The following is a 20435-nucleotide window of genomic DNA, read 5'->3' on the forward strand; positions in this document are numbered from 1 at the left end:
GGCGTCAGCCTTTCCCCGCCTCGCCGATCGGCGGCTCGTCGGTCATTCCGGCGAGCACCTCCGCCACGTGGCGGACGGCGATGGGCTTCCCGTCGCGGGTCAGCTTGCCCGCCATGTTCATCAGGCAGCCGAGATCCCCGGCGAGGAGAGTCGGCGCGCCGGTCGCCTCCACGTTCCGCGCCTTGGCGTCCACGATGGCGCCGGAGATGTCGCTGTACTTGACCGCGAAGGTGCCGCCGAAGCCGCAGCACACGTCGCTGTCCGTCATCTCGACGAGGGTCAGGCCCTCGACGCTCGCCAGCAGCTTGCGCGGCTGGTTGCGCACCTTCAGTTCGCGCAGGCCCGAGCAGGAATCGTGATAGGTCACGGCTCCGTCGAAGCGGGCCGAGACCGCGGTGACGCCCATCACGTCCACGAGGAAGCTCGTGAGCTCGTGCGTGCGCGCGGCCAGCTCGTGAGCCTTCGGCAGCCAGTTCGGGTCGTCGGCGAAGATCTCGGGATAGTGGACCTTGAGCGTTCCGGCGCAGGAGCCGGAGGGGGCCACCACGTAGTCGTAGCCGCGGAAGGCCGCGATGACCTGCTCCGCCAGGTCCCGCGCCGTGCCGCGGTCGCCGGAATTGAAGGCCGGCTGCCCGCAGCAGGTCTGGACCGGCACCTCCACGATGCAGCCCGCATCCTCCAGGAGCTTCACCGCCGCGAAGCCCACGGAGGGCCGCATGAGGTCGACGAGGCACGTCACGAAGAGGCCGACGCGGGGCTTCTTCCGGCCTGCGGGACCGGGCGCGGGGTTGGCGCTCATGAGAGGGCCGCTCATGGGGCGCTCTTCTTGCCTGCGGCGTCGAACTGCTTGAGGTAGGCGATGAGGTCCTTGATCTTCTGCTCGTCCTTGAGGCCGGCATAGACCATCTTGGTGCCGGGCACCTTCGCCTTCGGATCCTTGATGTACTCGGCGAACGTCGCCTCGTCCCAGGTCAGGCCCGAGTTCTTGTTGGCGGGCGAGTAGTTGTAGCCCTCCACCGATCCGGCCTTGCGGCCGATGAGGCCGTTGAGCGCCGGCCCGACGGCGTTCTTCGCGTTCTCGCCGATCTGGTGACACGCCTTGCAGGGCGCAAAGACCTTCTCGCCCGCAGCGGCGTCCTGGGCCTTGGCGGGGGCGGCGGCGATCCCGGCGAGGAGGGCGGCGGTCAGGAGGGCATGGAGGCGCATCAAAAACTCCTTTGCGTGCAGGGCAGGGCCTTTTAGAGAGATTCCACATTATTGGAAAAATCCGCGAAGGGCAGCTACCATTCGCGGACGGCGGCGCATGCGCCGGACGCAAGCCCCGCAAAGCCCAGAAACGCCAGGAAGGGTCGCCATGTCGATCGCATTCCCCACTCCGGACGAAGCCGTTCTCTCGCGGCGGAACGAGATTCTCGCCGGCCTCGGCCGCCTGGTCGCGCCGGAGGCCCTGATCGTCACCGAGGACGAGCGCCGCGCCTTCGAGACGGACGGACTCACTGCCTACCGGCAGCTGCCGCTGGCCGTGGTTCTGCCCTCCTCGACGGAGGAGGTCGCGGCCGTTCTCCGGTTCTGCCGCGACCAGGGGGTGAAGGTGGTGCCCCGGGGCGCGGGCACCTCCCTCTCGGGCGGGGCGATCCCGCAGCCCGACGCCATCGTCCTCGGCGTGGCCAAGATGAACCGGGTCCTCGAGGTCGACTTCGAGAACCGGGTCGCCCGGGTCCAGTCCGGCATCACCAACCTCGCCATCAGCCAGGCGGTGGCGCACGAGGGCTTCTTCTACGCGCCCGACCCGTCGAGCCAGCTCGCCTGCACCATCGCGGGCAACATCGCCATGAATTCGGGCGGCGCCCATTGCCTGAAATACGGCGTGACCACCAACAACCTCCTGGGGGTCACGATGGTGCTCCTCGACGGCACGGTGGTCGAGCTCGGCGGCAGGCATCTCGACAGTCCCGGTTACGATCTCCTCGGCCTCGTCTGCGGCTCCGAGGGGCAGCTGGGCATCGTCACGGAGGCGACGGTGCGGATCCTGCGGGCGGCGGAAGGCGCGCGCCCCGCGCTCCTCGGCTTCGAGCGGGTGGAGGATGCGGGGGCCTGCGTGGCCGCGATCATCGCCGCCGGCATCATTCCCGTCGCCCTCGAATACATGGACCGCCCCGCGATCCGGATCTGCGAGGCCTTCGCCCATGCGGGCTATCCCCTCGACGTGGAGGCGATGCTGATCGTCGAGGTGGAGGGATCGGACGCGGAGATCGACGACATGCTCCGCCGCATCGTCGCCATCGCCGAGCCGTTCCGGCCGAAGACCGTGAAGGTCTCGCAGTCCGAGGCGGAGAGCGCCGCGATCTGGAAGGGGCGCAAGTCCGCCTTCGGCGCCACGGGACGCGTCGCCGACTACATCTGCATGGACGGCACGATCCCGACCGGCCAGCTCCCTCACGTGCTCAAGCGCATCGACGAGATCGCCAAGTCCTACGGGCTCGGCGTCGCCAACGTGTTCCACGCGGGCGACGGCAACCTGCATCCCCTCGTCATGTTCGACACGGCGAAGCCGGGCGAGATGGAGAAGGCCGAGGCCGCGGGCGAGGACATCCTCAGGCTGTGCGTCGAGGTGGGCGGCTGCCTCACGGGGGAGCACGGCGTCGGCATCGAGAAGCGGGACCTGATGACCTGCCAGTTCAACGCCGCCGACCTGGAGCAGCAGATGCGGGTGCGCGGCGTCTTCGATCCGGGCTGGCTCCTCAACCCCGCCAAGGTCTTCCCGCTGGAAGGAAGGGTCGCCGCGTGAGCAGTCTCATCCCCCGCGACGAGCAGGACGCGGCATCCATCGTCGCGCAGGCGAAAGGCCGGGGCACGCTGCTCAACCTGTGCGGCAACGGCACCAAGGCGTCCATGGGGCGGCCGAGCCAGACGGACGCCACCCTGAGCGCCGCGGCCCTGACCGGCATCACGCTCTACGAGCCGGCGGAGCTGGTGATCTCGGCCCGCAGCGGCACGCCGCTTTCCGAGGTGGTGGACACCCTGGCCGGGCAGGGCCAGCAGCTGCCCTTCGAGCCCATGGACTACCGCCCGCTGCTCGGGAGCCAGGGCGAGCCGACGATCGGGTCGGTCGCCGCCATGAACATCTCCGGCCCGCGGCGCATCATGGCGGGCGCCGCCCGCGACAGCCTCATCGGGGTGCGCTTCGTCAACGGGCGCGGCGAGGTGATCAAGTCCGGCGGACGGGTGATGAAGAACGTGACCGGCCTCGACCTCGTCAAGCTCATGGCGGGTTCCTGGGGCACCCTCGGCTTCCTGACCGAGGTGACCTTCAAGGTCCTTCCCCGGCCGGAGCGCATGTCGACCCTGCTCATCCGCGGGCTCGACGACGGGAGCGCCGTCGCGGCCCTTTCGGCGGCCCTCGGCTCGCCCTTCGACGTGACCGGCGCGGCGCACCTGCCGGCTCCCGACCGGCAGGGGGCGCGGACCCTCATCCGGCTCGAAGGCTTCTCCGTTTCCGTGGATTACCGCCTCAACGAGCTGCGCCGCCTGCTCAAGCGCTTCGGCGCCGCCGACATCCTGGAGGGGCGCGGAGCGGAGGCGGTCTGGCAGTCCGTGCGCGACGCGACGGTGCTTCAGGAACGCGCCGACCGGGCGGTCTGGCGCGTCTCCACCGCGCCGACCAGGGGGCCTTCCCTCGTCGCCCGGGTCGCGGCGGCGGTCGAGGCGCAATGGTTCTACGACTGGGGCGGCGGCCTCGTCTGGATCGCGACGCCCGCCGAGGGGGACCTGGGCGCGGGAGCGATCCGCGCGGCGACGCGGGAGCTCGGCGGCCACGCGATGCTGGTGCGCGCGCCGGACGCCGACCGGTCGCGGCTCGACGTGTTCGAGCCGCAGCCGGAGGCCGTGATGGCCCTGACGCGGGGCATCAAGGCCTCCTTCGATCCGGCCGGCATCCTCAACCCCGGCCGCATGTATGCGGGGATCTGACATGAAGCGCGGCACGGCCCTCGCGGCCTCCCGGGCGGGGTCCGGCCGGGGCCGCGCGGCGATCTGCGCGGCGCTGGCCGTCGCCATGGTCGCGACGACGGCGGCCGTTCTCCTGGCCATGGGGCGCACGCCCATCTGCACCTGCGGCGCGGTCGAGCTCTGGCACGGGACCGTGAGGGATTCCGGCAACTCGCAGCACCTCACGGACTGGTACTCCTTCTCGCATGTCATCCACGGCTTCCTGTTCTACATGGGCGCGTGGCTGATCGGGGTCGTCCGCGGGCGGCCGCTGCCGCTCGGCGTCGCGTTCCTCCTGGCGCTCGGCGCCGAATGCGCCTGGGAGATCCTCGAGAACACCGACACGGTCATCGACCGCTACCGTGCGACGAATATCGCGTTGGACTACTACGGCGACAGCGTTATCAATTCCCTTTCCGACATCCTCATGATGATCGTCGGGTTCTGGCTGGCGCGGATCTGGCCCGTCTGGCTGACCGTGACGGCCGCCCTCCTCATGGAGGCGGTCGTGGGCTACTGGATCCGCGACAATCTCGCCCTCAACATCATCATGCTGATCCATCCCTTCGAGGCCATCGACCGGTGGCAGGCGGGGAGCTGAGGCGAAGCCATGCAGACCAATTTCACCCCCGACCAGCTGAAGGACCCCGCGATGGCGAGTTCGGAGAAGATCCTCCGGACGTGTGTGCATTGCGGCTTCTGCACCGCCACCTGCCCGACCTACCTTCTTCTGGGCGACGAGCTCGATTCCCCGCGCGGGCGCATCTACCTCATCAAGGACATGCTGGAGGGCGGCAAGCCGGCGACGCCGGAGGTGGTCAAGCACATCGACCGCTGCCTGTCCTGCCTGTCCTGCATGACGACCTGCCCCTCGGGCGTTCACTACATGCACCTGGTGGACCACGCCCGCGCCTATATCGAGGCCACCTATACGAGGCCCTGGCACGACCGGCTCCTGCGCGCCGTCCTCGCGGCGATCCTGCCCTATCCCAACCGCTTCCGCATGGCGATCGGGGCCGCGCTTCTCGCCAAGCCGTTCAGGGGGCTCATCGGGTCGCTGCCGCTCCTCGGCTCCCGCCTGAGGGCGATGATCGAGCTTGCTCCCGCCCGCGTCCCGGCGCGCTCGCCGTTCGACAGGCCCGGCACCTTCAAGGCGAGCGGCCCGCGCCGCGGGCGCGTGGCCATCCTGTCCGGCTGCGCGCAGCCGGTCCTCAAGCCGGGCTTCAACGAGGCGGCGGTGAGGCTGCTCAACCGGCACGGAATCGAGGTGGTCCAGCCGCGCGGCGAGGGGTGCTGCGGCGCCCTGGTCCACCACATGGGACGCGAGGAGGAGGGCCACGCCTTCGCCAGGCGCAACATCGACGCCTGGATCGCCGAGATGGATGGGGAGGGGCTCGACGCGATCGTCGTCACCGCCTCCGGCTGCGGCACCACGATCAAGGATTACGGCTTCATGTTCCGGAACGATCCGGACTATGCGGAGAAGGCCGCCCGCGTCTCAAGCATCGCCAAGGACATCACGGAATACGTCTCCGGGCTCGGCCTGATGGATCCCGTGCGCGAGACCGATCTCGTGGTGGCCTACCACTCGGCCTGTTCCATGCAGCACGGCCAGCAGATCCGCACCGAGCCCAAGGCGCTCCTCAAGAAGGCGGGCTTCGTCGTCAAGGACGTGCCGGAGGGGCATATCTGCTGCGGCTCCGCCGGGACCTACAACCTCCTCCAGCCCGAGATCGCCGCCCAGCTGCGGGCCCGCAAGGTGGCCAATATCGAGCGGACGCGACCCGACCTCATCGCCACCGGAAACATCGGGTGCATGACCCAGATCGGGAAGGGCACGGCCCTCCCCGTCGTCCATACGGTCGAGCTGCTCGACTGGGCGACCGGCGGTCCGGTGCCGGAGGCGCTGGAGGAGGCGGGCCTCGACCGGCGGCTCGCCCCCGCCGCCGTCGCCGCGGAATGACCCCGCGACAAGTTATCGTAACGAAATTCTGTTTCCTTTGCCGCCGCCTCTGAGGTAAAAGGGCCCGGAGTGAGTTCCGGGTCAGAGGGATCGGCGATGTCATCCGGGTGGATGCCTTTCAAGAACCGTTTCGGCAAGAGGTCGGAAGAGGCGGCGGCGAGCCTGCCACAGGTGAGCCAGGTGAGCCTGCCCCAGAGGCAGGCAGACACCGCCGATGCCGCCGATCCGGCTCGCGCGCCTTCGCCGTCGAAGGAGGAGCCGGTTCTCGTCCGCCCCAACGGCGCCCTCGATTCCGTCGGCCAGAAGAACGAGCTGATCCGGGTCCGCTTCGCCAACATGCTCGACCGGCTGGAGGAGATCCGCAGCCTCAAGGACGACTTCGCCCTCCTGAACGAGCCGGTGAACGAGCTGATCCGCGCCTATCCCCAGCTCCAGTCCCGTCTCCTGGAGACCGAGGCCGTGCTGCGGCAGGAGACCGACACCACGGCGCAGCTGCGCCGCGAGCTCGCCGAGCTGACCAATGCCCAGGCGCGCATGACGGACGACCTCTCGGCCACCGTCTCCCAGCTGCGCAAGGCCGAGACGCGGCTGCGGGAGCAGGATTCCCTCATCGAGGACCTGCGCCTCGGCCTGAAGGACAAGGAGGCCGTCGTCGCCGACCTCGAGAACCAGCTGACCATCGAGACCGAGCGCGCCCGCAGCATCACGGAGGAGAACCAGGCTCTCCGGCTGGAGGCGCAGGAGGCCGACCAGACCGTCGCCCGCGCCGAGCGCGAGCTGATCGAGGTCCGTGAGCGCAACGGCCTGCTCGATCACGAGGTGAAGCGGCTTCAGAAGGTGGCCGAGGAGCAGAACTACCGCCTGTCGAGCCTCACCAACCGCTATGCCGAGCTGGAGACCCAGCTCGAGGCGACCCGCCAGCGCGCTTCGGAGCTGGAGACCAAGCTCATGAGCGAGCAGGTCCTGCGCCAGCGGCTGGAGACCCAGCTCGATTCCGAGTGCTCGGCGCACCAGACGGACCTGTCGGCCCTCGACATGAAGATCGAAGGCCTCAATTCGCGGCTCGCCGCCACGGACAAGATCCTGGCCCATACCCGCGACCAGCTGCGGGACAAGAACGAGGCCCTGCGCGGCGTCGAGCGCAGCCTGAAGGAAATCACCATCGAGAAGAACACGGTGGAGCGCCGCCTGGAGGCCACCCAGCAGGAGGTCGAGCGGCAGGTCGCCATGGTGAACGAGCTCCAGCGCTCCCGCATCGAGCTGCAGGAGCGGGTGGAGATGCTCAACAAGGCCATCGCGGCCAAGGATTTCCAGATCGAGAGCGCCGACAACAAGGTGGCGAGCCTCACCGAGCGGATCGACCAGCTCACCAAGCGCTTCGAGCAGGACCGCAGCACCCTCGAGGCCGCCAACCGCCGCCTCACGGAGGAACTGCAGAACGAGAAGGCGGAACGCTCCCTCATCCAGGGCGCCCTGGAGATCGCGCGCGAGAGCCGCATCAAGATCCAGAAGAAGTATGTCTCCCTGCGCAAGAAGACCCGCCTCGACACCGCCGAGGACGATCCGCTCCTCCTCGAAGAGGAAGGTATGGAGGCCGAAAGCAACGTGAGGCCGCTCAAGTCTTCGGACGCGGAGTAGGCCGGCGGGGCGGTCCGAGGCTCCGTCGCATTTCAGTCGCGTTCCCGGCCTATCCTGAAGGGCATGCGGCGCTTCAGACGCGCGCCGCATCGCGAGCGCCTCCCGGGCGGCAGGCAGCGTCCGAGGAGAAGAATCCGAAAGGCTCCGGTCGAGCCTCGCTGCCGCAGCCGTGTGCCCGCCGCCGCATCGACGTCGCGCCGGAACCCGGGAAAGGCTCAACCCTTCCGCCACCGGCGCCGCTTCGGCGGGTCCATGGAGGGAGGATCGCATGGACTTGCGCAAATATGTCGCCGAGGGGATCGGCACCTTCTGGCTCACCTTCGCCGGCTGCGGCAGCGCCGTGATCGCCGCCGGCTTCCCGCAGGTGGGAATCGGGCTGCTGGGCGTGGCCCTCGCCTTCGGCCTCACCGTGCTGACCATGGCCTATGCCATCGGCCACGTCTCGGGCTGCCACCTCAACCCCGCCGTCACCGTCGGACTTGCCGCGGGCGGGCGCTTCCCCGCCAGGGACATCCTGCCCTACGTGGTCGCGCAGGTGACCGGCGCGATCGTGGCCGCCGCCGTTCTCTACGTCATCGCGAGCGGCGCGCCGGGCTTCGACCTCGCCAAGGGCTTCGCCGCGAACGGCTACGGGGAGCATTCACCGGGCGGATACTCGCTGGTCTCGGGCCTCGTGACGGAGGTGGTCCTGACGATGATGTTCCTCTTCATCATCATGGGGGCGACCCACGGCAAGGCGCCGGTCGGCTTCGCCCCCATCGCCATCGGCCTCGGCCTCACCCTCATCAACCTCGTCGGCATTCCCGTGACGAACCTGTCCGTGAACCCGGCGCGCAGCACGGGGCCCGCCCTCTTTGTCGGCGGCTGGGCGCTGGCGCAGCTCTGGCTGTTCTGGCTGGCGCCGCTCGTCGGCGGCGTCCTGGGCGGCCTGTTCTACCGCTGGCTGAGCGAGGAGCCCGCCGCCCTGGTGACCGGAATGCCCGAGGCCCCGGCCCATTGAGGGCGTCCCTTCGCGCCGCTGCCGGCGAATTCCGTCGGGGACACTATGCTCCCGTGCGCTCGATGCCTTAGAAACGGGCCGGCTCCGCGTGGAGCCGGCCGATTCCTCCAGAAGGGGCAGCGCGATGCGTTTCGATCCGGCGGCGTTCCGGCAGCAGGTCCTCGCCCTGCTCGACGGCCATGCGGCGCTCTTCGGACGCCCCGCCGCGGACCATGCGCTTCTGCGGCGGCAGATCGCGCAGGGGCAGGACATCCATTCCCGCAGCACCTTCCCGGGCCACGTCACCACCTCGGCCTTCGTCCTCGACGGGACGGGCCGCCATGTCCTCCTCGTCGCGCACAGAGCCCTCGGCCGCTGGCTCCAGCCGGGGGGCCATTACGAGCCGCCGGAGACCCTCGACGCCTCGGCCCTGCGGGAGGCTGCGGAGGAGACCGGGCTGACCGGCATCGCCCTCGATCCCTGGCATTCCCTCACCCGGCTTCCCATCGACATCGACAGCCACCGCATCCCGGCGCGTCCGGAGCGGAACGAGCCGGAGCACTGGCACCACGATATCCGCTACGTCCTGCGCGCGGGCGGCGACGCGCCCCTGCGGCCGGATACGTCCGAAGTGGACGGAGCGGCCTGGCGTCCGTTCGCCGCCTTGTATGATATCGCCCCCCGCGCGGCGGCTCATATGCAAGCCCTCGGGATCGCCGCCTGAACCGGGAGATCGGGCGCATCCTCTCAGGGTCCGTTTGAGAACGTGCTCCTGGCCCGGACGCACCCTGGCCCACACGCCTGGAGCCCGGTTCAGGTACAAGCCACTCCATATCGGTGATTTTCTTCCCGTTCTCCGACAGGCTTTAACGGTTCCGGGTGCCTTGGGGCCTGTGGAACTGAAGCACATGCCGGATGAGCCGCGTCTTGAGCGGTCGACTCGACTTCAGATTGGGTTTTGTTAAGCTTCCCCTCGCCCGTTCAGGGAAGAATGTGAAAGTCGTTGGAGCCCTGGTTGGGATGGGCGCGTGACCCGCCTCAACCTCTGCGTTCGCGAAGCGCGACCGCTACGGCGACGGCCACCATGGCTCGGGGAGCGGCTATGACGCCCGCACCATGAATTCATGGTATGGAATCGGCCACAGCCAGGGATCGAGCGGCATCACCTCAAAGGGCCTGTATCGCAACGATGGACCGGAGACATGTGGTCGCGCGGTGGTCGCTACTGAGAATGAGCCTGATCCATAACGAGCAGACCAAGCTCACGGCAACATGGTTCAACACGATCGGGACGGCGGCAATGACGGTCGGCGTTCTCGCCCCTGTCGCCACCGCCCTGTATGGCTTTGCGGCTACCCCGCTCCAGACCGAAACTCTGGTGATTGGGGCTCTTGCTTGGCTTTTGGCCGGACTCAGCCTACATTTGACAGCGAGGTTCGTCCTCAGAGGGCTGAGACCGTGACTAACCTACAACTGTTTGCCTTCGTTGTACTGCCCGCCACCCTGGCCGCTTTCGGCTGGGCCGTGGCGCTTGTCATGGTCCATTTCGGTCGCCGGAATCACCAGGACCGCCATCACCACACCCACTGAGTAAGCGGGGCGGCTTAACCCTATCCTTTTCCTTTTTAATCGCCATCCTCTTGGCCCATCCTGAGATGGGTGAAGGCCAGTCTCCCGTTTCGGCCAAAATTCAAAGTAGGCCAGGAGCGAGTCTAGGCTAAGGGCGCATTCTCAAACGGGCTCTCTGATGGCTAGAGCATCGGACGAGAATTCGAACTCACGTTCGATGCCCCAGGCTTATGATTTCACGCATCTTTTCGCGCAAAACCGGTTCCCACTCTTGCGCGCGATGCTTTAGGTTCCAGGGAGCGATGCCGCTGCGGTCTTCGCCGGCGGGAGGCGCACGACTGGTCCGATTGCTTTGACGGGGACGATTGCTTTGACTGGGACGATTACTTGGCAAGGCGGAAGACGAGCGCTTCTTTACGCTAAGTCATCATTAACGGATTTGGCGACATTGTGCCTCCCAAGCTTGAAAAGCAGAGGGTGCGGGCAATGGCGTTTCTGGCTCGTTTGCGGTGGCCGTCGGTGCGGGTGCGGGTCGCGGCGTTGAGCGTCGTGATGGTCTTGGGCTTCGGAACCGTCGCAGCCGTGTTCCAGAACGGCCGTTCGAGCGTGGACAGGGCGCTGGAGGCCCAGCAGACCTACGCCGCCCTCGCCGACAAGGCCTATCAGTTCCGGGTCAAGGCGGACGCGCTCAAGGTCACGGCGCGGGAATGGACCTCCTCGCGCCTCGGCCACCTGAGCCAGGCCTTCATGAACCAGCACGCCGCCCTCGTGGAGCAGCTCGTCGCCATGAACGCGGCGCCGGGAGCGGCGCTCGTCGGGCCGGAGGTGGCCGAGCTGGTGCAGCGGGCGACCGAGCTCCTCCAGCAGGCGAAGATCCTGGACAGCCTTTACGTCCAGATCGGCTACCAGCCGGGCGAGGGCGCCCGCGGGATGCTCGCGATTTCCCAGGCCGAGCTCGAGAAGCTGGTGCGCCCCCTGGCCGGCTCGGATGCCGACGGTCAGCGCCTGTGGGCGGCCACGCTCGGAATGTTCCTGCAGGAGACCCGCGCCCGCGGCTCCCTGGAGGATACGACCGTTCTCGGCAACTTCGAGGTGGAGCAGGGCCGGTTCTCCCGCGCCGTCAACCGGCTCGGCGGCGAGGCGGCCGAAGCCAAGCCCGTCATCGGCGCGGCCGGAGAGTCCTACCAGAACGCCTTCGCGGCCTGGGCCGAGCTCGAGCGGAAGGTCGCCGGGGAGAGCGAGCGCCTGATGGGTCAGTTCGAGCTTCTCGTGCCCGTGCTGGAGCAGCTCCTCGCCAAGGTCCGGGCGGAAGCGGCGCAGGCCGATGCGCAGCTCATCGCCTCCCAGCAGCGGACCTTCACCCTCATCCTCTGGGTCATGGGCGGCGCCCTGGCGCTCGGCCTCGTGCTCACGGTCCTCGTCGGACGCTCGATCTCCCTGCCGCTCGCCCGCCTGCAGCAGGCCATGCAGCGCCTCGCAGACGGCGACTCCTCCGTGGAGATTCCGTCGACGAAAGCCAGCGACGAGATCGGCGCCATGGCCCGCACGGTCCTCGTGTTCCGCGACAATGCCCGCGAGCGCGAGCGGCTGACGGGCGAGCGCGAGAGGATGGCGTCCTTCGAGGCAAAGCGCGCCGGCGCGATCGCCGAGGCGATCGCCGCCTTCGACGCGTCGGTGGATCGGATCCTGGCGCAGGTCCGGCAGGCGTCCGGCGAGCTCGCCGCGGCCGCGGGCGAGCTGCAGGGCTCGGCCCGCCACGTGACCCAGCAGGCCCAGGTGGCGGGAGACGCCTCGAGCCGGGCCTCCATGAACGTCTCGGCCGTGGCGAGCGCCGCCGAGGAGCTCGACAACTCCCTGGCCCAGGTGGCGGCGCAGACGAGCGCGTCCACCAGGGCCTCCGAGCGGGCGGTGGCGGAGGCGCGGGGCGCCTCCAGCAGCATGGCGGCCCTCTCCGCCGCGACGTCGCAGATCGACGAGGTGGCGGGGCTCATCCGCTCCATCGCCGCGCAGACCAACCTCCTCGCCCTCAACGCCACCATCGAGGCGGCCCGCGCCGGCGAGGCCGGCAAGGGCTTCGCCGTGGTGGCGAGTGAGGTCAAGACCCTGGCGGCGCAGACCACAAGGGCGACGGAGGACATCGCCCGCCAGATCGAGGCGGTGCAGGAGGCCTCGCGCAGCACGCTCGGGGCGCTGAGCGGCGTCCAGGGCAGCGTGGAGGATCTGGCCGCCGTCGTGTCCTCGGTCGCCGACGCCATCGGCCAGCAGACGGCGGCGGTCTCCGAGATCGCGCGCTCGGTGGCCCAGGTCTCCAGCGAAGCGCAGGCGGGAGCAGCCGCCATCCAGACCACGGAAGCGGTCGCCGTGCGCTCCCTCGAGGCCGCCCAGGCCGTGGCCGACCTTTCGGTGAGCCTTGAGCAGCAGGCGGAGCGGCTCAGCATGGAGATCGGCCGGTTCCTCGACGAGGTCCGGGCCGCCTGAGCGGCGCGGCCCTTTCAAGAGGCTTCCCTGCAACGCCCCGGCCCGTCGCCTCCGGGGCGTTGCCGTTTCCGGCGCTTCGCCCCCTGAAAAACCGGCCGCCCCCTGCCTACATCTCGTCCGACGCGCGGAATGCGCGAAGGAGGAGTGCCATGAACGACCAGGAACGCCAGGTCATCGCCGACATTTTCCGCCGCCTCGAACAGGTCGCGAACCAGCCCCGCGATCCGGAGGCGGAGGCCTTCATCGCCGAGTGCGTCCGCCGACAGCCCTATGCGCCCTATGCCATGGCGCAGGCGATCTTCGTTCAGGAGCAGGCGCTTGCCAGGCTGCAGGCCGAGAACGAGTCCCTGCGCGGGGAAGTCGAGGCCGCCCGGCGGCGCGAGCCGCAGCAGGGGGGCTTCCTCTCCGGCCTCTTCGGCGGCGCCGCCCGCGCGCCCGAGCCCTCCGACCGCGAGCCGCCCCGGCAGGCTTCCCCCTGGGGACAGCCGCAGGGGACGCCCCCGTCCTACGGGCAGCAGGCTCCGTTCGGAGCTCCGCAGGGCGGCATGATGGGCGCAGGCGCTCCGGGACCGTGGGGCGGCGCGGCGCGGGGCGGGGGCTTCCTCCAGAGCGCTCTCACCACGGCGGCCGGCGTCGCGGGCGGCATGATGATCGCCAATGCCCTGTCGCACGCCTTCGGCGGCGCGGGCGACGCGGCCCATGCCGCTCTCGGGGACAAATCGGCTCTGGCGGGGCTCGACAACGCACAGGGATCCGATGCCGGCAACGCGGGCATTACCGATGCCCTCTATTCCGGCCAGCCGGGTGAGGAGCCCGGCTCCGACGACTGGGACATGGGCGACGGCGAGGACCAGGGGGACTGGATCTGACGCCGCGGCGGGAAGCGGCGGCACCCGGCCCGCGCCGGCGACGCGGACCGGGGCACGGACTCAATGTCCGACGGTTTTCGAGAACAGGTTGATCACCACGACGCCCGCCAGGATCAGGCCCATGCCGAGAATGGCGGGCACGTCGAGCGCCTGGCGATAGAGGAACCACCCGGCCAGGGCGATCAGCACGATCCCGATGCCCGACCACAGGGCATAGACGATCCCGACCGGCATGGTCCGCAGGGTCAGCGACAGGCAGAAGAAGGCCGTGGCGTAGCCGACGGCCACGATCACCGACGGCCAGAGCCGGGTGAAGCCCTCGGATGCCTTCAGGGCGGAGGTCGCCACGACCTCACCGAGGATGGCGACGAGCAGGTAGACGTAAGTCATGGGAACTCGCGGGCTGGGAAGGCTGTCCTTGCGTCTTAACCCGAATGCCATGGCGACCGGAAGGTGCTAGAGCGGTTTGCGCTTCGATGGAATCGCACTCCGCTCAGAAGCTCTTGGTTGGCCGCATTCTCGGGCGGACCCGGGGACCGCGTCAGCGACCCGGAGGGCCGCGTCAGCGAAAAGCGGTTCCCACTTCTCAAAAGGCTCTAGCGCGCCATTCCGCGATGACCGCAGGCGCCCCCGTCCGGGCCTGGGACCGCTCCTCGCCCTCGCGCCGCGGAAGCGGCGGGATCTGCGCGATGGGAGTTCCTCGAGGTGGATCATGGGGCCGAGGGTTCGGTCCGTCCCAAGGACCGAGAAGTCGATCGACGTTCAGAGATAATACCCTCCATTTGGAGAGGTTTATCGTAAGTATAGATCTGGAAAAATCTAGAATAGATGGCCTCTATGTTTGAATAGGTCATGGAACTTCAGGATTATTCGTTGCCAGATCATTTCTTGTTTGTTCCTCATCTGACCCGGAGAAAGTGTAACATTATCCGAAGGAGGTAGCTCTCTGCGGCAAAATTCGAACGAAGAAAGAACATATCGTTCGTGGAGCGGCGTGCCCGAAAACGGAAGCCGGTTCTGCGCAAAAACGTGGAGCATCGGACGCGAAATCGACTTCGCGTCCGATGCGCTCGCAGCAGGAGACCCGATTCCAGGGCCGGCCGTCCCGGTCCGGCCCTCGCGGACCGGCGGGCCGATGCCTCAGATGACGATCACGGGCGCTCCCACCGGCACCCGGTTGTAGAGGTCGATCACGTCCCTGTTCAGCATGCGGATGCAGCCGGAGGAGACCGCCTGGCCGATGGTGTGGGGCTCGTTGGTGCCGTGGATGCGGTAGAGGGAGGAGCCGAGATAGAGGGCGCGGGCGCCGAGCGGGTTGTCGGGCCCGCCGGGCATGTATTTCGGCAGGTCCGGGCGGCGCCTCAGCATCTCGGCCGGCGGGCGCCAGTCGGGCCATTCGCGCTTCATGCTCACCGTCTTGCGTCCGGCCCATTCGAAGCCGGGACGCCCGACGCCGATGCCGTAGCGGATTGCGCGGCCGCCGGGCTGGACGAGGTAGAGAAAGCGGTTCGGCGTGTCGATGATGATCGTCCCGGGCTTCTCCCGGCCGTTATAGGCGACGATCTGGCGTTCGTATTGCGGCTTGATCGCATAATCGAGGCTGTCGTCGTAGCCGTGTTCGAGATCCCCCGGCAGGGCGGCGGCGGCGCCGTAGGCGTACTCGACCATCGGATCGTTCCGGTAGGCCCGCGCGCGGGGAGCCGGACGGGTCACGCTCGGATAGGTTTCCCTGTAGCCGTCCTGCGGGTAGCCCGGCGGATAGCCATAGTTCGGCACGACCAGCACGTTGCCGTAGACGTCCCGCGGGGCCGCATAATAGCCCACGGGCTGGGCGAAGGCCGCGGACGACGCGAGAAGGGAAACGAGGGCGGCAGTGCAAGGAAGCAGAAGGCGCATCGAAGCATCCTGTCGTTTCAAGCTTTGCATTCACCCGAAATAACGGGAAGCGCGGCGATTGTTTCCTGGAAAATGGCAGGAATGGGAAGAGCGGCGTGCGCGGTTTTCCGTCGAAACGCCCGACCGCCGACGAGGAGGCCCCGCGGCTGCGCAGCCTGAAGGGGCGGGGGCCGGACGGGCCCGAAAGTGCATTCCTCTTTCGGGGCCGATGCTCTATGAGCTTGGCCATGCCTGCGGCGGCATCCATTCCGGATGCCTCCCTCACGCCCTCGAGTCGTCATGCAGTTCGGTCCCGCCTTGCGGGCCGCCGCGGGAATCGCGGTGTTGTCCGTCATGGATGCGGTCATCAAGGGGATGGCCGCCCATTACCCGATCTTCCAGGTCGCGTTCCTGCGCTTCGCCTGCGGCACCCTGGTCGCCACCGGCGTCGTGGCGGCCGTGCGTCCGGGCTGGCCGTCCCGGGAGACGGTGGCGGCGAATCTCCTGCGGTCGGTGGCGGCGGTCGTCACGGCGGTGAGTTTCTTCTACGCCCTCGGCCAGCTGCCGCTCGCCGAGACCCTGGTGCTGTCCTTCCTGTCGCCCATGTTCATCGCCCTCTTCGGGATGCTCATGCTGCGGGAGAAGGTGGACGGGCGGATCGTCCTTGCCATCGCGGTGGGCTTCGGGGGCACCCTCATCGTCGTCCTCGGTCAGTCGGACGCGGCGCAGGCCGCGCGGTCCTGGTCCGGGGTCGGGGCGGCGCTGCTCTCGGCGGTCACCTATGCCTTCAGCCTCGTCCTCCTGCGCCAGCGGGCGCAGCGGGACAGGTTCATGCACATCGTCTTCTTCCAGAACATCGGCCCCTGCGTGCTGGTCGCTCCCTTCGCGCTCCTGGTCTGGCAGCCCCTGAACGGGCCCCACCTGGCCTGGTTCATGGTCATGGGGGTGCTCGGGGTCATCGGCCATATCCTCATGGCGACCGCCTATGCCAAGGCCGAGGCGGCCCGCCTCGCGCCCCTGGAATACACCGCCCTGATCTGGGCGGCGGCCATCGGCTACGGGGTCTTCAGCGAGATCCCGACCTGGGCCACCCTGGGCGGCGGGACCCTGATCGTGCTGGCGGCGCTCCTGACCTCCCGCCGCTGAGGCGAAGGGCGAGGGCCCGGGGCGGTGCCGCCGGCCGCGGCCGGCCGCCGTTCACGATATCCCTCGGAGCGTCTTGACTCCCCTCAGCCCCGTCCTTATGTCGCGAGCAGTGTTGGCACTCGTCGCCCGACAGTGCTAACAGCTGAAAAAGACCAGGACGCGGCCATTGGGGGCTGCGCTAACAGTCGAAGAGGAAGTTCCATGAAGTTCCGTCCGTTGCACGACCGCGTCGTCGTCCGCCGCGTAGAGAGCGAGGAGAAGACGAAGGGCGGCATCATCATCCCCGATACCGCCAAGGAAAAGCCGCAGGAGGGCGAGGTGATCGCCGTCGGCCCCGGCGCCCGCGACGAGAGCGGCAAGGTCGTTCCGCTGGACGTGAAGGCCGGCGACCGCGTGCTGTTCGGCAAGTGGTCCGGCACGGAAGTGCGCATCGACGGCGAGGATCTCCTCATCATGAAGGAATCCGACATCATGGGCGTCGTCGCGAAGTAAGCGCGGCCGCGGCCCTTTCCATCCGTTTTCCAAGACAACTGGAGGCATAGCCCATGGCTGCCAAAGACGTTAAGTTTTCCTCCGACGCACGCGAGAAGATGCTGCGCGGCGTCGACATCCTCGCCGACGCGGTGAAGGTGACCCTCGGCCCGAAGGGCCGCAACGTGGTCATCGAGAAGTCGTTCGGCGCGCCGCGCATCACCAAGGACGGCGTCACCGTCGCCAAGGAGATCGAGCTCGCCGACAAGTTCGAGAACATGGGCGCCCAGATGGTCCGCGAGGTCGCCTCGAAGACCAACGACATCGCCGGCGACGGCACCACGACGGCGACGGTGCTCGCCCAGGCGATCGTCCGCGAGGGCGCCAAGGCCGTGGCCGCCGGCATGAACCCCATGGACCTCAAGCGCGGCATCGATCTCGCCGTCGCCGAGGCCGTGAAGGACATCAAGGCCCGCGCCAAGAAGGTGAAGTCCTCCGACGAGGTCGCCCAGGTCGGCACGATCTCCGCCAACGGCGACACCGACATCGGCACGATGATCGCCAACGCGATGCAGAAGGTCGGCAACGAGGGCGTCATCACCGTCGAGGAGGCCAAGACCGCCGAGACCGAGCTCGACGTGGTCGAGGGCATGCAGTTCGACCGCGGCTATCTCTCGCCCTACTTCATCACCAACGCCGAGAAGATGGTGGCGGAGCTCGAGGATCCCTACATCCTCATCCATGAGAAGAAGCTCTCCTCGCTCCAGCCCATGCTGCCGATCCTCGAGGCGGTGGTGCAGACCGGCAAGCCGCTGCTCATCATCGCCGAGGACGTGGAGGGCGAGGCGCTCGCCACCCTCGTGGTCAACAAGCTGCGCGGCGGCCTGAAGATCGCCGCCGTCAAGGCGCCGGGCTTCGGCGACCGCCGCAAGGCCATGCTCGAGGACATCGCCATCCTCACCGCCGGCCAGACCATCTCCGAAGACCTCGGCATCAAGCTCGAGAACGTGACCCTCAACATGCTGGGCCGCGCCAAGCGCGTCCGCATCGAGAAGGAGAACACCACGATCATCGACGGCGCCGGCTCGAAGAAGGACATCGAGGCCCGCGTCGCGCAGATCAAGGCGCAGATCGAGGAGACCACCTCGGACTACGACCGTGAGAAGCTGCAGGAGCGCCTCGCCAAGCTCGCGGGCGGCGTCGCGGTGATCCGCGTCGGCGGCGCGACCGAGGTCGAGGTGAAGGAGAAGAAGGACCGCGTCGACGACGCCCTCAACGCCACCCGCGCGGCGGTCGAGGAAGGCATCGTCCCCGGCGGCGGCACGGCTCTGCTGCGCGCCAAGGCCGCGGTCGCGAAGCTCTCCAGCGACAATGCCGACGTGAAGGCCGGCATCAACATCGTCCTGCGCGCCCTCGAGGCTCCCATCCGCCAGATCGCCGCGAATGCCGGCGTGGAAGGCTCGATCGTGATCGGCAAGATCAACGACAACAAGTCCGACACCTACGGCTTCAACGCCCAGACGGAAGAGTTCGTCGACATGCTCCAGGCCGGTATCGTCGATCCGGCGAAGGTCGTGCGCACGGCTCTCCAGGACGCCGCCTCGGTGGCCGGCCTGCTCGTCACGACCGAGGCCATGGTCGCCGAGCTGCCGAAGAAGGAATCCGCTCCGGCGATGCCGGGCGGCGGCATGGGCGGCATGGACTTCTAAGTCCGCGGAAAGCCGCCCGTCACGCAAGGAGCTCGAGTCCGGCCCGCCGGGCTCGAGGGGCGGCACGGACTTCCAGGTCCTGCGACACCGCAGAAATGGAGAAGCCCCGGAGGAAACTCCGGGGCTTCTCCCTTGAGAGACCCTCGCTTCACAGAAGCGGGCTCACCAGCCGGGCGATGTTCTCGACGATCTTCGAGGCGAGCGGACGGGCGCGCCAGGTTTCGAGGGACAGTTCCTCGCTCGCGGCGAAGTACTCCTCCTGCTCCGCGTGGAGGGCAGCGGTCACGGTCCTGTCGAAGACGATCAGGCTGACCTCGGAGTTGAGCGTGAAGGAGCGCATGTCCACGTTGCTGGAGCCGATCAGCGAGATGCGGCGGTCGATGCTCAGATGCTTCGCGTGGAGCAGCCTGTCCTTGTAGAGATGGATCCTGACGCCCGCGGCGAGGAGCTCCGTGTAGTAGGAGCGCTGGGCGAGGCTGACGAGGATCTGGTCCACCGGCTTCGAGAGCACGAGATGCACCTCCACGCCCCGCAGGACGGCGGTGGCCATGGCGCGGAGCAGCGCCTCGTTGGGAATGAAGTAGGGCGTCGTGACGACGACCCGCCGGCGCGCGCCGTGGACGAGCGCCTCGATGAGGAGCCCGATCCCGGCCTCCGGGTAGTCCGGCCCGCTCGGCAGGACCTGCGCGACGGCGTTGCCGGTGCGCATCGGCGCAGGGAACAGGTCCGGCGCATCGAGCGCCTCCTGCGTCTCGAGAAACCAGTCCGCCGCGAAGACGCCCTGCAGTTCGAGAACCACGGGGCCCGTCACCCGCACCACGAGCTCCCGGTTCGTGATGCCGGGCTTGAAGTCCGCGTCGACGATGTTTTGCGACCCCACATAGCCGACGACGCCGTCGATCACGGCGATCTTGCGGTGGTTGCGCAGGTCCGCGCGGGCGGATCTGCGCCGCAGCAGGCCGACCGGCAGGACGAGGTGCACCTCCACGCCGCGCTTGCGCAGGGCCTCCGTCACGCGCGGCGCCCAGGCGCGCGAGCCGAGGGCGTCGATCAGCACCCGGCAGGTCACGCCGCGCTCGACCGCCCGCGCCAGCGCGTCGATCACGCGCCAGCCGGTGCGGTCGTCCGCGAAGATGTAGAACAGGAGATGCACGTGACGCGCCGCCCCGTCGATGTCCTCCACGAGCCGCCCGATGGAGCCGTCATAGTCCGAGAGAAGCTCGATGCCGTTGCCGTCGACGTTGGAGAAGCGGCCGAGATTCCGGATGAGGACCGCGGCCTGCCGCAGGTTCTCGGGCAGGTCCGGCTCCTGCCGCTCCGTCGCGGCGGCGATGCGCGCCGTGACGCCTGCGAACGCCTTGGGCAGGCGCGCAAAGCGCTCGCGCCGCCAGCGCGGGTAGTTCGGGCGTCCGATGACATGGTAGAGCAGGAGCGCCGGCCACGGCAGGAAGAACACGAAGAGGAGCCATCCCTTCGCCGCTTCCGGCGAGCGCCGGAACGGCACCACGATCAGCATGACGAGCCGGATGATCCACTCGGAGGCCAGATAGAGGGTCGTCCAGGACAGGACGTCGAACCGGCTCATGCGCGTTGCCTCCTGGCGTTGCGCTCCGCCGGTCCGGGACGGTGCCCGGATCGGCAGGCGCGGAGCGGCGGGATGGATCGATCATGCCGCATCTTGTGCGGACCGCCGAAGGCTGTCCAGCCGCGGAGCGGTGCGTCCATCGCGGCGCCGGCCGATCCTCCCTGAG

17 protein-coding genes are annotated in these 20435 nt (G+C 68.5%); 12 read left to right on the forward strand and 5 right to left on the reverse strand.

The features are described 5' to 3' along the window. Positions 1–4 precede the first annotated feature (4 nt). A complete protein-coding gene (locus GDR74_RS05300) occupies positions 5–814 on the reverse strand; it encodes a (Fe-S)-binding protein (RefSeq protein ID WP_246179884.1) in 810 nt (269 codons plus the stop codon). Next, positions 811–1206, reverse strand: coding sequence for a c-type cytochrome (locus GDR74_RS05305; protein WP_152585323.1), 396 nt, complete (start codon positions 1204–1206; stop codon positions 811–813). The genes GDR74_RS05300 and GDR74_RS05305 overlap by 4 nt, the downstream gene beginning before the upstream one ends. 148 nt (positions 1207–1354) lie before the next feature. On the opposite strand from GDR74_RS05305, the gene GDR74_RS05310 reads away from it, so the two are divergent. The 9 genes from GDR74_RS05310 (at position 1355) to GDR74_RS05355 (ending at position 13483) form a co-directional block, all read left to right on the forward strand. After that, a complete protein-coding gene (locus tag GDR74_RS05310; protein WP_152585324.1) occupies positions 1355–2788 on the forward strand; it encodes an FAD-linked oxidase C-terminal domain-containing protein in 1434 nt (477 codons plus the stop codon). Continuing rightward, on the forward strand, positions 2785–3969 hold the full coding sequence (gene glcE, locus GDR74_RS05315; RefSeq protein WP_152585325.1) for a glycolate oxidase subunit GlcE: 1185 nt from the start codon (positions 2785–2787) through the stop codon (positions 3967–3969). Before GDR74_RS05310 ends, glcE begins: the two co-directional genes overlap by 4 nt. Position 3970: 1 nt before the next feature. Beyond that, positions 3971–4588: a DUF2585 family protein gene (locus GDR74_RS05320; RefSeq protein WP_152585326.1), complete on the forward strand. Its 618-nt coding sequence runs from the start codon at positions 3971–3973 to the stop codon at positions 4586–4588. A 9-nt stretch (positions 4589–4597) separates the two neighbouring features. Further along, positions 4598–5950 carry a glycolate oxidase subunit GlcF gene (glcF, locus tag GDR74_RS05325; RefSeq protein ID WP_152585327.1) on the forward strand — a complete coding sequence of 451 codons (1353 nt, stop codon included), beginning with the start codon at positions 4598–4600 and terminating at the stop codon, positions 5948–5950. A 96-nt stretch (positions 5951–6046) separates the two neighbouring features. After that, positions 6047–7588 (forward strand): chromosome partitioning protein ParA, encoded by a 1542-nt coding sequence (locus GDR74_RS05330; RefSeq protein WP_152585328.1) that lies wholly within the window; start codon positions 6047–6049, stop codon positions 7586–7588. 268 nt (positions 7589–7856) lie between these two features. After that, a complete protein-coding gene (gene aqpZ, locus GDR74_RS05335; RefSeq protein WP_152585329.1) occupies positions 7857–8588 on the forward strand; it encodes an aquaporin Z in 732 nt (243 codons plus the stop codon). A 124-nt stretch (positions 8589–8712) separates the two neighbouring features. Continuing rightward, the gene (locus GDR74_RS05340; protein WP_152585330.1) at positions 8713–9291 is read left to right on the forward strand and encodes an NUDIX hydrolase; all 579 of its coding nucleotides are present in this window, start codon (positions 8713–8715) and stop codon (positions 9289–9291) included. Between the two features lie 1331 nt (positions 9292–10622). Next, positions 10623–12614 carry a methyl-accepting chemotaxis protein gene (locus GDR74_RS05350; RefSeq protein WP_152585332.1) on the forward strand — a complete coding sequence of 664 codons (1992 nt, stop codon included), beginning with the start codon at positions 10623–10625 and terminating at the stop codon, positions 12612–12614. A gap of 149 nt (positions 12615–12763) precedes the next feature. Further along, positions 12764–13483, forward strand: coding sequence for a DUF2076 domain-containing protein (locus tag GDR74_RS05355; RefSeq protein ID WP_152585333.1), 720 nt, complete (start codon positions 12764–12766; stop codon positions 13481–13483). A gap of 60 nt (positions 13484–13543) precedes the next feature. On the opposite strand, the gene GDR74_RS05360 is transcribed toward GDR74_RS05355, so the two are convergent. Together GDR74_RS05360 and GDR74_RS05365 are read right to left on the reverse strand one after the other, a co-directional pair. Continuing rightward, entirely contained in the window at positions 13544–13873 is a 330-nt protein-coding gene (locus GDR74_RS05360; protein ID WP_152585334.1) for a DMT family transporter, read from the reverse strand. A 750-nt stretch (positions 13874–14623) separates the two neighbouring features. Further along, positions 14624–15379, reverse strand: a complete 756-nt coding sequence (locus tag GDR74_RS05365; protein WP_152585335.1) for a L,D-transpeptidase — start codon at positions 15377–15379, stop codon at positions 14624–14626. A gap of 279 nt (positions 15380–15658) precedes the next feature. Between GDR74_RS05365 and GDR74_RS05370 the strand changes: the two genes are divergently transcribed. The 3 genes from GDR74_RS05370 (at position 15659) to groL (ending at position 18684) form a co-directional block, all read left to right on the forward strand. Then, complete coding sequence (locus GDR74_RS05370; protein ID WP_152585336.1) at positions 15659–16504, forward strand: DMT family transporter; 846 nt, start codon at positions 15659–15661, stop codon at positions 16502–16504. A 201-nt stretch (positions 16505–16705) separates the two neighbouring features. Next, the gene (groES, locus tag GDR74_RS05375; protein ID WP_152585337.1) at positions 16706–16996 is read left to right on the forward strand and encodes a co-chaperone GroES; all 291 of its coding nucleotides are present in this window, start codon (positions 16706–16708) and stop codon (positions 16994–16996) included. A 53-nt stretch (positions 16997–17049) separates the two neighbouring features. Then, positions 17050–18684: a chaperonin GroEL gene (groL, locus tag GDR74_RS05380; RefSeq protein ID WP_152585338.1), complete on the forward strand. Its 1635-nt coding sequence runs from the start codon at positions 17050–17052 to the stop codon at positions 18682–18684. A 148-nt stretch (positions 18685–18832) separates the two neighbouring features. On the opposite strand, the gene cls is transcribed toward groL, so the two are convergent. Next, complete coding sequence (cls, locus tag GDR74_RS05385; protein ID WP_152585339.1) at positions 18833–20269, reverse strand: cardiolipin synthase; 1437 nt, start codon at positions 20267–20269, stop codon at positions 18833–18835. Between the last annotated feature and the right edge of the window lie 166 nt (positions 20270–20435).

The organism is Microvirga thermotolerans (assembly GCF_009363855.1).
Classification (GTDB): domain Bacteria; phylum Pseudomonadota; class Alphaproteobacteria; order Rhizobiales; family Beijerinckiaceae; genus Microvirga; species Microvirga thermotolerans.